This window comes from Hymenobacter sp. AT01-02 (genome assembly GCF_000961955.2).
Classification (GTDB): Bacteria; Bacteroidota; Bacteroidia; order Cytophagales; family Hymenobacteraceae; genus Hymenobacter; species Hymenobacter mucosus.
The window spans coordinates 1-14,688 of sequence record NZ_JZIR02000051.1 but is presented as its reverse complement, the minus strand read 5'-3'; the positions used below and the strand labels follow the sequence as shown (position 1 = coordinate 14,688).

Sequence of the window (14,688 nt, the reverse complement as noted above, 5' to 3'; positions counted from 1 at the left end):
GCTATACAACCAGCGCAGCCTCGTTTTTTACCGCTCTTGGTTAACCTCCTACCTTTGCAGCTTGCCTATGCTACATACTCTTTTACTTTCTGCTGCCGCTCCTGCGTGGCCCTGGCTGCTCCCTTTCTTTGGCTTACTCACCCTCATTGCCACTGGCCCACTGCTGTTTCCGAAACTCTGGGAAAAGCACTACGCTACGGTGGCGGTAGGTTTGGGCCTGCTTGTGCTGGGCTACTACGGGATAGTTCGCCGGGACTGGCACACGGCGGTAGAAACGCTAGCTGAGTATTTCTCTTTCGTCGCCTTGCTCACGGCGCTGTTTGTCGTGGGGAGCACCATGTACCTCAATATTAACCGGCAAGGCACACCAGCCCGCAACGTGCTGCTGCTAGGCATTGGGTCAGCACTGGCTTCACTTATTGGCACTACGGGGGCATCGCTCCTGCTGATTCGCCCGTTCATTCGGCTCAACGACTCGCGCATCAGGCCTTACCATATTGTCTTCTTCATCTTCACTGTAAGTAACGCTGGCGGGTTGCTCACGCCCCTCGGCGACCCACCGTTGTTTATTGGCTACCTGCGTGGCGTACCTTTTTTCTGGACTACTTGGCATTTGCTAGCGCCTTGGCTGCTAGGGACGGGCTTACTGCTACTTCTGTTCTGGCTAAAAGACCGGCGCAATCCGTATCCGGCCCCGCTTTCGGGCAACGAGCAGCGGCGGGCTCTGCAGGGCCCGCTCCCGCTATATGATCTGAATGGTCACTATAATCTACTGTGGCTGTTAGTGGTGCTGGCTGCCGTGTTCCTAGACCCTAGCCGTCTGCCGTGGCTACCTTACATGCCCATAGCTGGCCTAAAGGTATCGGTGGTGCGGGAGGTAGTGCAACTGGGGGCAGCTTGGGGCTGCTACCGCACAGCTCACCACAAGGCGCTCAAAGCTAACCACTTCAACTTCGAGCCTATTCAGGAAGTAGCCCTGCTGTTCTTCGGCATTTTCCTGACGATGATGCCAGCCCTGCAAACCGCCGCTCAGGTGGCTTCTTCGCCAGCAGTAGCGCAGCAGCTTACCCCAACTTCCTTGTACTGGCTTACGGGTGTGCTGTCTGCCTTTCTCGATAACGCGCCTACGTATGCCAGCTTTGTGAGCTTAAGTATGGCGGGTCATCAACTTCCCTTCAATGATGCAGATTCTGTGCGTCAATTTGCGGAGTCGGCGGCTACTATGCCACTGCTGCGCGCCATTAGTAGCGGGGCCGTGCTATTTGGCGCCCTTACTTACATCGGCAACGGGCCGAACTTCCTGGTGCGGGCTATTGCGGAAAAAGAGGGCGTGCCTATGCCTTCATTCTTTGCCTACATTGGGCGTTATGCTCTGCCCTATTTACTACCCGTACTAGGCATTGTAAGCGGGTGGCTACTGTGGGGCTGACAGTACATCCTGGCTGGGTGGGCTGTCATCAAAACCTGGCCTACCCTCCCTCACGTACGTTGCCGGTATGCTGCCTCGTCTTACTACTGCCTTGTTTCGCCCCGTTGACATTGCTTGGCTAGTAGTCTTTCGTATGGGTGCGGGCGGGCTCTTAGCCCTTGAAATGGCAGGCAGCCTCGCCCTGGGCTATTACAAGGAATATACCCAGCCTCAGTTCCACTTCTCCTATTACGGTTTTGGCTGGTTACCGCACTGGCCGCCGGCCGTGATGATAGGGTTGCACTTAGGGGCTATAGCCGCCGGAATTGCGGTGGCGGCGGGATGGCGCTATCGTCTGGCGGCGCCCTTGCTCACCCTGTGCTACACCCTACTGTTCCTGGCCGAGCAAACGCGGTACATCAATCATTTCTACCTCTACTGCTTAGTGGCCTTTTGGCTGTGCTTGCTGCCGGCCCATCGGGCCGCCTCTGCCGACGTGCACGCCGGTCGGGTAAAGCTCAGCATTACTACTCCTGCCTGGACACGCTACCTGCTGGTGGCCCAACTCTGTATTGTGTATTTCTATGCTGGTCTCGCCAAGCTGAACACCGACTGGCTGATGGCCCGCCCACTGACGGTGTGGCTGGCTCCTAAGGCACACTACCCTATTATTGGGAGCTTGCTTGGTCATTGGCTTACCCCCTGGGTGATGAGCTATGCTGGTGCCGCCTTCGATTTGCTGGTTGCCCCTCTGCTCTTGTGGCAGCGCACCCGGCGCTGGGCCTTCGCATTAGCGGCCGTGTTTCACCTATCCAACGTCCTTATTTTTGGCTTAGGCACGTTTCCGTGGTTCTCGCTGATGATGACCGCCTGCGTATTTTTTCCACCTTCGTGGCCGCGGTATATTCCACTACTCAGGAAGTGGGTAGCAGCCCGTATCGGTGGGCCGAGTACGCTCAAAGAAGCTGCTGTTCCGGCCGGTGCGGGCCTGTTAATGGCTGGGTTAGCAGCCTATTTTGTATTACAACTAATAGTTCCACTTCGCTTTGTGCTGTACCCTGGCAACGTGCACTGGACGGAAGAGGGGCATTATTTTGCTTGGCATATGATGCTGCGCTCCAAGCAAGGCACTGTGGTATACCGGGTCGTAACGCCCAATGGAAATACCGAGTTTGTGCAGCCATCATTCTACCTCACTCGCACGCAAACTCGCAAGCTAGCAACGCATCCCGACCTTATTTTACAGTTCGCTCATTTCCTGGCCGACCAGTATCAGCGCCGAGGTATGGGGCCCGTGCAGGTGTACGCCGATTCATACTTGGTGCTGAACCGCCGGCCAGGGCGCCCCCTCGTGCGCGCCGATGTAGACTTGGCCACCCAGCCGCGTACCCTGGCTCCATCCTCCTGGATTTTACCCGCGCCGCCAGTAGAATAAGCTAGAATACTTATTCGGACGTTTACCTAAACGATGATGCGGACACGGGCTTTCTGCTTAGTCTACCTTGTTGGCACGGGCACGCAGGAGCATATCGGCTAGTACGAGGGTAGTCATGGCATCTACGATAGGCACGGCGCGGGGTAGCACGCAGGGGTCATGGCGACCCCGCCCGGCTAGCATAATTTCCTCTCCTTGGTCATTGATGGTGGCCTGGGGCTGCAAAATGGTAGCTACCGGCTTGAAGGCAACCCGGAAGTAGATATCCTGCCCATTGCTAATACCACCTTGGATTCCCCCACTGTGGTTGGTGCGAGTTCGTACTTGACCTTGTTCGTCGGTGTAGAATGTATCGTTGTGCTCCGAGCCAAATAGCAATGTTCCGCCAAAGCCTGAGCCATACTCAAATCCCTTGACCGCATTAATGCTCAGCATGGCCCGGCCTAGCTCGGCGTGCAGGCGGTCGAACACAGGCTCACCCAACCCGGCGGGTACTCCTTGTACTACCCCGGCCACAATACCGCCTACCGTATCCTGCCGGTCGCGGGTCTGGCGAATTAGCTCGGCCATACGCTCGGCAGTCTCGGGGTGTGGGCAGCGCACTGGGTTCGATTCAATCAAACTTAAGTCTAGCTCCTGGTAGCCTACGGGCACTTGCACGGCACCCACTTGCGCTACGTAGCTACTCACCCGAATGCCATAATGAGCCAGCAGCTTGTGCGCTACCGCACCGGCCGCTACCCGCGCCGCCGTTTCGCGGGCCGAGCTGCGCCCGCCGCCACGGTAGTCGCGGCGACCGTATTTCTGGTCGTAAGTATAGTCGGCGTGAGAGGGCCGGTAGGCGTGCTCAATGTGCGAGTAATCGTGACTGGCCTGATCCTGGTTGCGAATAAATAAGCCAATGGGTGTACCCGTAGTATATCCTTGAAACAACCCCGACAGTACTTCTACCTGGTCGGCTTCCTTGCGGGGGGTAGTCAAGTCGCTCTGGCCGGGCCGCCGCCGGTCGAGGGCGGCTTGAATTTCAGCTACTTCTACGGCCAACCCAGCCGGACAGCCATCGATTACTACGCCAATTCCCGGCCCGTGCGATTCGCCAAAAGTAGTAATCCGAAACAGGGTACCGAAGGAATTAGACATAGCAAGTTGAAGTGACAGGTGAGTAAGCCGCAAGCAATGCGTCTGGGCAAAGATACAGGTGTCATTCGCAGCGCAGGCACAGAATCTCCACAGCAACCCGCTAACTCCGCGTAATGGCGCTACCTAGCGGGCTGATACCAACGCTAGGATTGCCTAGAAATCATATTGTGCTTACCACTGGAGTAGCTGGCCTACTTATTTCTACCCGCCTGCCACCAGCCAAACCCGGCTATGGCCAACAGTGCTACTAGTAAGAAATTGGCGTAGCGGCGTACATCTCGGTAGAGGCCTATTTGTTGCAGCGTATTATCAGCATCGCGCAGCGCTTCTTGGTAGAAGGGGTCCGTGGGGTGCGGGCTGAACGTGACGGTCTCTCGCACCGGGCCACGCACCTGTGGCCGTAGCTCAGGACGCAGGGTATCATAGCGGGCCGTTTCAGGGTTGAAAACCACTAGCCTTAGCAGGCTATCTAACGGCACCTGGCCCGGCCGCCGCGCTACCACCCGAAACCGGAAGCTCTTGCGACCACCCACCCGGCCACTCTCCCGGGTTAGGTTCTGGTCTACATCAGGGCCATAAAACTCTAGTCCTTCGCGTGGGGCAGGGGCCGGCAGGTTTACTGCGGCCAAGTTTCCCTCTCCTTCTACCGTAAATGTGTAGGCAAATGCCTGTCCGGTTCGAAACGTGGTACGGTCAATAGCCTCCCGAAGCTGGTAGCTACCTACCGGCACTTGGTCACGCAGGGGGTGCGGCGGTAAGGCTAGCACAGTTACCGTTTTAGCCCCTGAGAAGTAGGTTTTAAATCCCTCCATTCGGTTGTCTAACCCCGGGTCCGGCTTTTTAGCTACCCGGTACTTCACCATTTGAAGGGCTACAGCCGGGAATACCAAGGGCTGCGTATTAAGTGGGTAAAGCTCCGCTTCGTACAATTTGAAACGCAGAAAGGGCTTACCATCTACGGTTACCGCTTCGGGCGTTATTTCCTGCTCATCGAAGGTTTCTTCCCATACCGTACGCTGGCGCAGTTGCCGAATAATATCCGGAAGCTGCCCAGCGAAGTTGTAGAAGTCTAGTACGCCCTGGTCCTCCGCGGTGAGGTAGAAATACAAGGCAATGTGCACCCCTTGTCCCACGTATATCCGCGCCCGATCGGGCACTAGGGCCAGAAAGGCTTGGTCCTTGGGCTCCACGTACTCCTGGGGCTTGGGTTTGCCGAACAACTGATCCAGTGACCCAATGCCTTGTAGCGGGCCCGTACTAGGAGGCGTAGCCGGACCAGTAGCCTGGGGCCCTACCCGCAGTGTACCACCGCCCGAGCGTACCGTCAGCGCATTTATCGTCATGGTGAACGGCTTAATCACGTATTCGCCCTCCGCATAGGCGGCATAGCGTTGCGTGATAATCAGCTCGGAGGAGCGCTGCCCGTTTACAATGCGTGTAGTGGTAGTGCTAGACTTTCCGCTTTTCTTAAATCCTTCCAGATCGGGAAAAGCCGAATAGCGCTCCAAAGCAGCCCCCCGCAAATGAAAGCTGATGGTAAAATACTCGTTGATTGGAAAGGAAGCCTTGCCCAGTTCAATTTCTGCCTCCGCTCGGCTCGCACTTGTACCCTGGGCCATTGCCGTTGGCACCCACAGAAATGCGGGCAACACTACAGCCAGAAAATACAAGAGAAAGCGCATCAAAAAAGCAGGCTGAGAAGAAGCAAAAATACGGAAATCCGCAGGGTACGGCCTCATTTCCTTGCTAGGAAATAGAGATAACGGGGACCGGGGTTGCGAAGTCAGTTTACAAAATTTTGGCATTGATCAATCCATAGTTGCCGAGCTAGCGTAATTCTCTCCAAACACAATCTCAACAGTCTACTGCCCAAAAAAATCCACCTAGCCGGGGTGGCGGGCCTTGTATTGCCTTCACTTTTCATTCACCACCAATTACCTTACCCATGTCCAAAATCACCCAACCCGGTGGGGACGAGGCGGAATTCGCCAAGCCGCTATATACGCCCATCAAGCGTCGCTCTTTCTTTATGTACGCCGGTGCTACGGCAGGTGCTACGGCCCTTCTCCTATCGGGCTGCGATGATGACGACGAAACGACGAATGACATGCCCGGCATGGTCAACGTTGGCTCTAGCAGCTTAGGTGTACTAAACTACGCATATGCTCTGGAGCAATTGGAGGCTGGTTTCTACACGGCCCTGCGTGATGGCTCTTACTACAAAGGCCTGGGCGCTACTAGCGCTGAAAAGCAGATCTTGGATGACCTGTACTATCACGAAGTAATTCACCGCGAGTTCTTCAAAGCAGCTCTCGGCACAAATGCCATTAAGGCGCTGGAGCCCGACTTCTCAAAAATCGACTTCTCATCTCGTACGTCTGTACTGGGCACCGCAAAAGCCTTTGAAGATTTGGGGGTAGCTGCCTACAATGGTGCTGGCCGCTACATCGCTACGGACAACGCAGGTTTGAACTACCTGGTAATTGCTGGCAAAATCGTTTCGGTAGAAGCTCGCCACGCGGCTCTTATCCGCGACCTAGTATCGGAAGGCTCGTTCGTTGATTCGGATGTGGTAACTATCGCCACGAACGGCTTAGAGATTAGCAAGTCTCCTTCTGAGGTTGTAACTGTGGCAAACACCTTCCTCAAGGACGGTTCAAAACTGAACGTTTCCGGCTTGGTATAAGGCACCGGTAGTTCTCACTCCCATTCTAACAGCGCATTCAAGATGAATTTCTTTCATATCCTCTCCGAAATTGAGAAAACTGATCCAGAGGTTTTCGAGCGTTTCGACTCCCGCCGCGAGGTATTCAAGCACCTCACTGGCTTTGGCAAAAAACTAACAGCTGCTACCCTGCCTATGGCAATGGGTGCCATCTTCAACAAAGCCTACGGCCAAACCAGCAGCGCACCTTCCGTATTCGACGTGCTGAACTTCGCGTTGAAGCTGGAGTACTTAGAAGCTACCTTCTACAATTTAGGTTTGGCTGGCGACGGTACTGTAGGAACTGGTGCAGCTAGCACCACAGTGTCGGCTTCTCAGACGGTCTTGCGGAATCAGTTCAGCGAAACTAACCGCAACGCGCTCCTTAAGATTCGTACCGACGAAAACAATCACGTAAACTTCTTGCGTGACGCCATCACAAGGGCTGGGGGTACTCCTATTGCTGCTCCGGCTGTATCACAGTTCGACTTTACAGGAGGTAAGGGCAACAACGCCGGGCCGTTTGCTGGCGTATTTAGCAATGCAGCGCTTTTCCTTGCTGTAGCCCAGTCATTGGAAGACACTGGGGTACGAGCTTACAAAGGTGGTGCTCCCTACCTAGCTACTAACAAAGATGTGCTGACGGCAGCTTTGAACATCCATTCAGTTGAAGCTCGTCACGCCTCGCGCCTTCGCACAATGCGCCGTGGCGGCCCCCTGAACAATGAAGCCTCCAAGACTGCTGCCGGTTCAAACCCAAGCACTTCGCCTAAGAGCTGGATTTCAGGCCAAGACGGTGGTGGAGCCGCCCCAACGTACACTGCTCCAATTTATGGTGCTGGCCAAGCCCCTTCCTACACGCCTGCTGGCATTACGTTCCCAGCTGAGGACAACGTAACGCAAGGCGGTGTGAACTTACAGACTACGTTGGCTTCCCTCAACTTTCCGGCTGCTGCTTTCTCGGAAGCTTTCGACGAGCCGCTACCCGTACCTACGGTAATTACTATCGCCCAAACCTTCACCATTACGGGCAGCACGTTCTTCTAGGCCCTAGTCTTTGGAAGAAATTGTTTAGCAAACAAAAAAGGACGACCCGTGTGGTCGTCCTTTTTTGTTTGCTACTAGTGCAACTCCCTCTGTGCTTGCAGACTCTTGCCCTTGGCGCATCCCGGTTTATCCGAGTACCTTTGTTTAGCCGGAGCTACTTGCTTTGCGCCTCCTTTCCTCGCTTTCTGGGTTATTCATGCATGTCTGAGTCCGTACCTACTACCTCCTTTCTTGAGCGCACCATACAGCGGCGCTCTTTCTTCCGCGTGGCCGGGGCTACTGCCGCTGCTTCCACGCTGGTGCTTGCTGGCTGCGTCGGCTCCGACGACGATAATGACGAAACGGGCCCTTCCGTAAGTACACTGCGCTTCACCAGAGACGATTTAGGTGTACTGAATTACGCCTACTTGCTGGAACATTTAGAAGCTGCTTTTTATCAGAAAGTGGTGGATGCTTTTCCTAGTGATTTTACTGCTGATGACCGAGCCGCCTTCGTGGATTTGCGCGACCATGAGGTAATTCACCGGGAGTTTCTTCGCTATGCTCTTGGGACAAACGCTTTCGATAACGTAGTACCTATAGCTTTCGATTTCACTTCTTTTAACCTCACTACCCGGGCTGGAGTGTATGCCGCGGCTCAATTGCTGGAAGATGTAGGTGTAGGTGCTTACAACGGCGCTGGCAAGCTACTGACGGCCCCTGCGTATCTCAAACTAGTAGGCAAGATTGCCTCGGTAGAGTCACGTCATGCAGCTTTCGTGCGCGACCAGGCGCAGCCCGGCTCATTTGCTGCCGCCGATGTGGTAGAAAACACAGGCACACTAGCCGGGCTTGATACGGTTAAGACGCCCACGCAAGTAGCCGAGTTGATTGCCAAGTACGTGCAAGCAACTCTTATTGTCACTGATCTTCCTACTCTGTAAGCGCTGCCTTGTCTTATGCAATTTCTGAAACTACTAGCCCAGCTGGCTGAGCTTGATGAGCAGCAACTAACCGCAACCGGTCCTCGGCGCACGGCCCTGAGCCGCCTCGGCCAAGCCGGCGCTGCCGTGCTGCCCGCAGCTCTCACGGCCCTAGCTTCGCCCGCGGCGGCCCGCGACATCAAGGACACACGTACACCTCTCGATGTGCTCACGCTGGCACTTACACTAGAGTACCTCGAAAACGAGTTTTACTCCCGCGCCCTTGGCCTCACTCCTGGTGGGCCGGCTAATCCGACGGCCTTCTTTGTTTCGGCGGAAAACAAAGCTGCTATTGAAACTATTCAGCGCCACGAGCAGCAGCACGTAACCTTGCTTTCCCGGCTTATTGTGGACGCGGGCGGGACAGTTCCACCAGCGCCGCGCTTCGACTTTACGGGTAGCAAGAATGGCGCACAAGCTGCGGTGTTTGCTGATGTATACACCAACCTCGACACCTTCCTGCAGGTAGCTCAGCTCTTAGAGGATGCCGGTGTACGGGCCTACAAAGGGCAGGTAGAGTTTATCCAATCCTACGACTCATTGCTGGAAGCAGCCCTGCGCACGCACTCCACGGAGGCACGCCACGCCTCTCACATTCGCACGATGCGCCGCCAGCGTGGTGCCAATGTAAAGAGCTGGGTAAGCCCTTCGGATACGCCCATTACCACTGCCGGTTCGGGGCCCAATAAAGCCTATGCTGGCGAGGAAAATATCACGCAGTACGTTCCCACTACTACTACCATCAAGCGCGTACCTTTCGAGCAGGGCCTTCCCATTAATGTAGCTACCCCAGCTTTGTCGCAAAGTGCTATCCTGGCCAAGGTTGCTGAGGCCTTCGATGAGCCTATTGACGCAGCTACCTCAGTGGAGCTAGCTCAGCTATTTATCTACTAAATACTGCTTCCCGTCTATATAGCCGGCATCAGCCAACACGAAAGGAACGACTGTGTCGTTCCTTTTTTGCGTGTATAAATAGGGCATATTAAATTCACTATACTCCAGCTTGCATTCGGCAAACATTGTTTTGTATCTTTCAATAAAGTGAGGCAAAAACATCTACTAGGAATCGGCTTTTTTCAACATCTCCCGTATAGGAGGCCTGCTTACTGAACTCCTTTCCATTTTTACCCGCTTACCGAAACCCAAACCCCACCATGCTTGAGTACGCCAAAACCATCCTGCTTAAAGTAAGCTTCGACAAAATTTTGTTCGAGAAGGAGCTGCGCAAAGCACTCCGGATGTTGGTTCCGACAGAACTGTCGGAGCTGAAAAGTTGGTGCTATCAGCAATTCTCTACCTTGTACCGGCGCATCTTAAACCGCGTGTTTGCCCAGCCGGCTGTATAGGTACCCAATTGCCCCCGCCACCCAACACAACACCCACCTACGACGGAGCCGTGAGCAGGCTGCCTACTAGGCAGCCTGCTCACGCTCCGTCGTGTAGTGGGAATGCGCGAACATTACATACGCGGCTCCTCGGTAGGCCCGCCAGCTTCCGCCGGTGGTGGGGGCTCCTCACCCAGCACAAACCGAATATTGCGCTGCAACCCCGCGTAACCCGTCCGCTTCACGGCCGACTGCCGAAACAGCTCCGAAAACAACTCGTGCGTGATTTCCTGCCAGTCGCCGGGGGTAAGGTCCTTTAGGCCAGGGTGGGCGTTGAACTGCGGCTCTTGGTGGGGCTTGGAGAATCGGTTCCAGGGGCATACGTCCTGGCAGATGTCGCAGCCGAATATCCAGTTGCCGAACTGCCCGTTTACTTCCCGCGGAATCTGGTCTTTCAACTCAATAGTGAAGTAGCTGATGCACTTGCTGCCGTCTACCACGTAGGGCTCCGTAATGGCCTGCGTAGGGCAAGCGTCAACGCACTTGGTGCAAGTGCCGCAGTAGTCCTTGATGGGGCCATCATAGTCCAACTCCAGGTCCACAATCAGCTCGGCAATAAAGAAAAAGCTACCTGTGCCGGGCCGGATGAGGTTGGTGTTTTTGCCTACCCAACCCAAGCCGCTCTTCTTGGCCCAGGCCTTGTCCATCACTGGGGCAGAATCCACAAAGCAGCGGCCGCCTACCTCTCCTATTTCCTCCTGCATGTCCTGCAGCAAGGTCTTGAGCTTGTCCTTGATGACAAAGTGATAGTCGCGGCCGTAGGCGTACTTACTTATTTTGAGCGTGTCGTCGGGCTGCTGTGCTTCCTCAGGCGGGTAATAGTTTAGTAGCAACGAAATCACCGACTTTGCTCCGTCTACCAGCAGGCGCGGATCGAGGCGTTTATCAAAGTGATTGGCCATGTAGCCATCTTGCCATTCATCTGTCGGTTCAGCCAGTTTTCCAGCCGCGGTGCTTCCTCCTCCAAAAACTCAGCCTTGGAAACACCGCAATACATAAAGCCCAGCTCTGCCGCCCGGCGTTTGATAAAAGCTGTATAGCGGGCGGTGGGTAGCATAGGTTTAGGAATGACGAACTACAAAGATACCCATTACCCGGCCAGATAATATACGCTTTTGGCCTGGGCTGATTCAGTGAAGCAGCCTTATCAAGCATAGCAACAAATCGTATGCTCACAAAGATTCGCTGTATGGGTTGGCTTCCACATGAAGCAGGAAACAGGATAGATACTAAGCTATAGTAAACAGATAAGTGGCGGAAGCAGCCCCATAGTGCTACTCCCGCCACTTCGACAGATACCCTAAAAAGAATTTTAGCTAAACAGCTCCCCCGTGGCAGTATTTCCGCGCAGGTGCTGGGGCATTTGGCGGCCTAGGTGCTGGTAGGCTAGCTCAGTAGCTTCTCGGCCGCGGGAAGTGCGCTTGATAAAGCCTTCTTGAATGAGGAAGGGCTCATATACCTCCTCAATGGTTTCGGCTTCGTCGCCGCAGGCAGTGGCAATGGTGCCAAGGCCAACGGGGCCACCCTTGAACTTATCGATGATAGTGCTCAAAATGCGGATGTCCATTTCGTCGAGGCCATTCTGGTCCACGTCGAGGGCATTGAGGGCAAACTGAGCAATTTCCTGGGTGATGGTACCCGTACCTTTAATTTGAGCGAAGTCGCGGGTACGGCGTAGCAAGTTGTTGGCAATACGGGGCGTACCGCGCGAACGACGGGCTATTTCGAAGGCCGCATCTTCATAAATTGGAGTGCCTAGTATTTCCGCCGAGCGCTGCACAATAGAGGTCAGCAGCTTGGAATCGTAGTACTCCAGGCGGGAGCTGATACCAAAACGAGCCCGCAACGGGGAGGTCAACATCCCCGAGCGGGTAGTAGCCCCAATCAGGGTAAACGGCGACAACGAAATTTGCACGGAACGGGCATTGGGACCCGAGTCAAGCATAATGTCGATACGGTAATCTTCCATGGCTGAGTACAAATACTCCTCCACTACCGGGTTCAGGCGGTGAATCTCGTCGATGAAGAGCACATCGTTGGGCTCCAGGTTGGTGAGCAGGCCAGCCAAATCGGAAGGCTTGTCTAGCACCGGGCCGCTAGTCATTTTAATACCAGCTTGCAACTCGTTGGCAATGATGTGCGAAAGAGTAGTTTTACCCAGGCCGGGAGGCCCGTGCAGAAGCACGTGGTCGAGGGCTTCGCCGCGGTGTTTGGCGGCCGCCACAAATACTTTCAGGTTTTCTACTACCTTGCCCTGACCCGTAAAGTCATCGAAGGAAAGCGGGCGGAGGGCCTTGTCAATATCTTTCTCGGTGGCATCCATGTGGTCGTTGCCACCCGTCATATAAGGTTCGCGCATACGAATTTCGTCAGGTTGAGCGTGTCGAAAGGTAACACGGCGGGCCCGTAGATTATTCCCTTTTTAGCAAAAAAATAGCACAACTGCATTATATTACTAATATAGTTAGCAAACAGTATCCTAGCCGCTTCGTAAGGGTTGTAGCAAGGCTCCGCATCGTTGCGGATACTAACTTGCCGGCCAATATCCTTTCCGCCCCCATGTCCGTTTCCGTTGCCTGGCTCGATGCCCTTCCTGCCGATTTCTATGATCAGCTAGCTCATTGCTTGAGTTTGCACGGAATGGCAGCAGCCGAACTGCTGAGCCGGCCCGCAGAAGAACATATGCGCCGCCTTCACGACCTCACCCATCTTACCGCGGCGCAGGTGCAGCAGCTCAACCGCATCAGCAGCCACACCGAGCTACTGGCAACGCTACACACTGAGCCGCTGGCGTTGTACTACTTGCTTCTGCTGGGCCGGCTTACGCTAGAAACTTCCGTAGCTGCGCCCGTGCTGGCCTACGTGCAACAGCAGATGCACATTACCGCCGATCAGCTCACACAGCTACAGACCTATTGCCTGGAACTCAGCGGTGCATTCCTTACGACGCTGGAACAGCACCTGCCCGCCCCCAACGGGGCCGTGTCGCTGGGCTGGCACCGCTTGCAGATAGAGGAAATATTTGCGGAATACACTGCTCAGCTGCCAGAGGCCCCTCCACCGGTAGCCAACCTTCGGCTCACAGAGCCCCAGCTGCAAATGCTGCGCCTTTCCCTGCTGCTCGTACACAGCCTCCCACAGGCCGCCGACCATCCGTTCATGCGGGCTGTAAGCCGGCTAGACAATTTGCAGCCGGCAGCGCTAGAACCCTTGATTGAACACTTAAGCCGCATTCGGGCCCAGGAGCAATTACGCCTAACCATGCCGGAACTAGTGCAGCTCTACCAAGGTATGCAGGTATGCGGCATGGTATTCATCTCGGACGTTATGAACAAGCTAGGGCTGGAAGACCTGTTCCCCACGTTGTCGGCAGAAGAGGCCGGGGCTACTACCCCCGCCCCGGCTAGCAACCGGCAGGCAGTGGGCGAGATGGTAAGCGGATTCACGCACTGGGTGCAACACACTTTCCCCGATGCACCCGAAATCATAGAAGCCCGCGCCCAGGTATTAACCCTGGCCGACGCCCTGTAGCCGCTAGCCTAGCAGGTGGGTCTTACGCGCGTTCGAGCAGCACTTCAATTTCCAAATGCAGCCACTCTTCTTCCCAAGCTTTATGAGTGAGGCGAGCAGCCAGGGGATACCCGGCATCTAATAGGCGCGCCACGGTTTCATTACGGCCTTCGGGCAGGTAGCCCAGCCAAAAAGCATCGGAACCCGTTGTATACACGCGCACGGCCCAATCGTCGTAGGCACTATCGGCTTCCCGCTGCAGATTAAGCAGTTGATTGGGCTGCAACTGAGGTTCTAACTCCCGCAAGCCAGGGCGGTGCGTAGTTCCAGCTACAAGGCACTCAAGCAAAACAAGGGTTTCGGCAGAAGGAGTAGGCATGAGCAAGTAAAGCAAGTGAGGCCGTAAAATAACACGGAAACTAGAAGTTTGCCGTACTGCCGCTACGGGCCCTCTTTTCTTCCTCACTCCACCCTCTTCCTTGTATTGATTTCCTGGCCCGGTATTTTTGCCCTATGTACAGCAAAACTGAAGTAACCCAGCTCCGACAAGCTTCTGGACTACATTTGGCCAGTACATGCAGCCTGTTCCCTCTGCCGAAGGCGTGCCCACGAACTGGATCAACTATAAAACTGGCCTGAAGCACGTGTACTTCCGCATGCAGGCCGATAACCGCCACGCTACCATCGGCATTGAGCTAACCCACCCCGATGCGGGCATTCGGGAGCTGTTTTTTGAGCAGTTTCAGCAACTGCGCAACATGCTGAACGAGACTACCGACGAAGCCTGGGTGTGGGAAGCCGACGGTGTGGATGCCAACGGGCAGCCCTACAGCCGCATTTACCAGGAGCTTCGCCCCATCAACCTCTTCAACCGGGAGGACTGGCCCCAGCTTATTTCTTTCTTCAAGCCTCGTATCATGGCCCTAGACGAGTTTTGGAGTTCCGCCCAATATGCGTTCGATGAATTGCGCTAGGTTTTCCGTTAATTCCTTGATTATGGTAAAGCTATCTGCAAGCTAGGCTTTGGGTAAGCTAACACCGCATTATATGGCGCCCTACTACCACTACAGAAGCCCCGCTGATACGTATCAGCGGGG

At 55.0% G+C, this 14,688-nt stretch carries 13 protein-coding genes and 1 pseudogene; 9 read left to right on the top strand and 5 right to left on the bottom strand.

What is annotated here, in order from left to right; genetic code table 11:
• Positions 1 to 67 precede the first annotated feature (67 nt).
• Both VI25_RS15415 and VI25_RS15410 read left to right on the top strand, forming a co-directional pair.
• Positions 68 to 1,429 (top strand): sodium:proton antiporter, encoded by a 1,362-nt coding sequence (locus tag VI25_RS15415; RefSeq protein ID WP_045687418.1) that lies wholly within the window; start codon positions 68 to 70, stop codon positions 1,427 to 1,429.
• Between the two features lie 67 nt (positions 1,430 to 1,496).
• On the top strand, positions 1,497 to 2,843 hold the full coding sequence (locus tag VI25_RS15410) for an HTTM domain-containing protein (protein WP_045687419.1): 1,347 nt from the start codon (positions 1,497 to 1,499) through the stop codon (positions 2,841 to 2,843).
• Between the two features lie 57 nt (positions 2,844 to 2,900).
• Here the strand turns inward: VI25_RS15410 and aroC are convergent, their stop codons facing one another.
• Both aroC and VI25_RS15400 read right to left on the bottom strand, forming a co-directional pair.
• Entirely contained in the window at positions 2,901 to 3,983 is a 1,083-nt protein-coding gene (gene aroC, locus VI25_RS15405; RefSeq protein WP_045687420.1) for a chorismate synthase, read from the bottom strand.
• Positions 3,984 to 4,174: 191 nt separating this feature from the next.
• Positions 4,175 to 5,665 (bottom strand): BatD family protein, encoded by a 1,491-nt coding sequence (locus VI25_RS15400; RefSeq protein WP_052694991.1) that lies wholly within the window; start codon positions 5,663 to 5,665, stop codon positions 4,175 to 4,177.
• A 263-nt stretch (positions 5,666 to 5,928) separates the two neighbouring features.
• Between VI25_RS15400 and VI25_RS15395 the strand changes: the two genes are divergently transcribed.
• The 5 genes from VI25_RS15395 (at position 5,929) to VI25_RS15375 (ending at position 10,042) form a co-directional block, all read left to right on the top strand.
• A complete protein-coding gene (locus VI25_RS15395) occupies positions 5,929 to 6,669 on the top strand; it encodes a ferritin-like domain-containing protein (protein ID WP_052694992.1) in 741 nt (246 codons plus the stop codon).
• Between the two features lie 42 nt (positions 6,670 to 6,711).
• Positions 6,712 to 7,734, top strand: coding sequence for a ferritin-like domain-containing protein (locus VI25_RS15390; RefSeq protein WP_045687421.1), 1,023 nt, complete (start codon positions 6,712 to 6,714; stop codon positions 7,732 to 7,734).
• Between the two features lie 200 nt (positions 7,735 to 7,934).
• Positions 7,935 to 8,657 (top strand): ferritin-like domain-containing protein, encoded by a 723-nt coding sequence (locus tag VI25_RS15385; protein WP_045687422.1) that lies wholly within the window; start codon positions 7,935 to 7,937, stop codon positions 8,655 to 8,657.
• Between the two features lie 15 nt (positions 8,658 to 8,672).
• Positions 8,673 to 9,590, top strand: coding sequence for a ferritin-like domain-containing protein (locus tag VI25_RS15380; RefSeq protein WP_052694993.1), 918 nt, complete (start codon positions 8,673 to 8,675; stop codon positions 9,588 to 9,590).
• 260 nt (positions 9,591 to 9,850) lie between these two features.
• A complete protein-coding gene (locus VI25_RS15375; protein WP_045687423.1) occupies positions 9,851 to 10,042 on the top strand; it encodes a hypothetical protein in 192 nt (63 codons plus the stop codon).
• A gap of 113 nt (positions 10,043 to 10,155) precedes the next feature.
• Here VI25_RS15375 and queG read toward each other — a convergent pair.
• Both queG and ruvB read right to left on the bottom strand, forming a co-directional pair.
• Positions 10,156 to 11,138 (bottom strand): annotated as a pseudogene (gene queG / locus VI25_RS15370) (tRNA epoxyqueuosine(34) reductase QueG).
• Between the two features lie 255 nt (positions 11,139 to 11,393).
• Positions 11,394 to 12,440: a Holliday junction branch migration DNA helicase RuvB gene (gene ruvB, locus VI25_RS15365; RefSeq protein ID WP_045687424.1), complete on the bottom strand. Its 1,047-nt coding sequence runs from the start codon at positions 12,438 to 12,440 to the stop codon at positions 11,394 to 11,396.
• 200 nt (positions 12,441 to 12,640) lie between these two features.
• Between ruvB and VI25_RS15360 the strand changes: the two genes are divergently transcribed.
• A complete protein-coding gene (locus VI25_RS15360; protein ID WP_045687425.1) occupies positions 12,641 to 13,612 on the top strand; it encodes a hypothetical protein in 972 nt (323 codons plus the stop codon).
• 22 nt (positions 13,613 to 13,634) lie between these two features.
• Here the strand turns inward: VI25_RS15360 and VI25_RS15355 are convergent, their stop codons facing one another.
• Complete coding sequence (locus VI25_RS15355; protein WP_045687426.1) at positions 13,635 to 13,970, bottom strand: HIRAN domain-containing protein; 336 nt, start codon at positions 13,968 to 13,970, stop codon at positions 13,635 to 13,637.
• Between the two features lie 196 nt (positions 13,971 to 14,166).
• On the opposite strand from VI25_RS15355, the gene VI25_RS15350 reads away from it, so the two are divergent.
• Entirely contained in the window at positions 14,167 to 14,565 is a 399-nt protein-coding gene (locus VI25_RS15350; protein WP_152981652.1) for a DUF4268 domain-containing protein, read from the top strand.
• Positions 14,566 to 14,688: the final 123 nt, after the last annotated feature.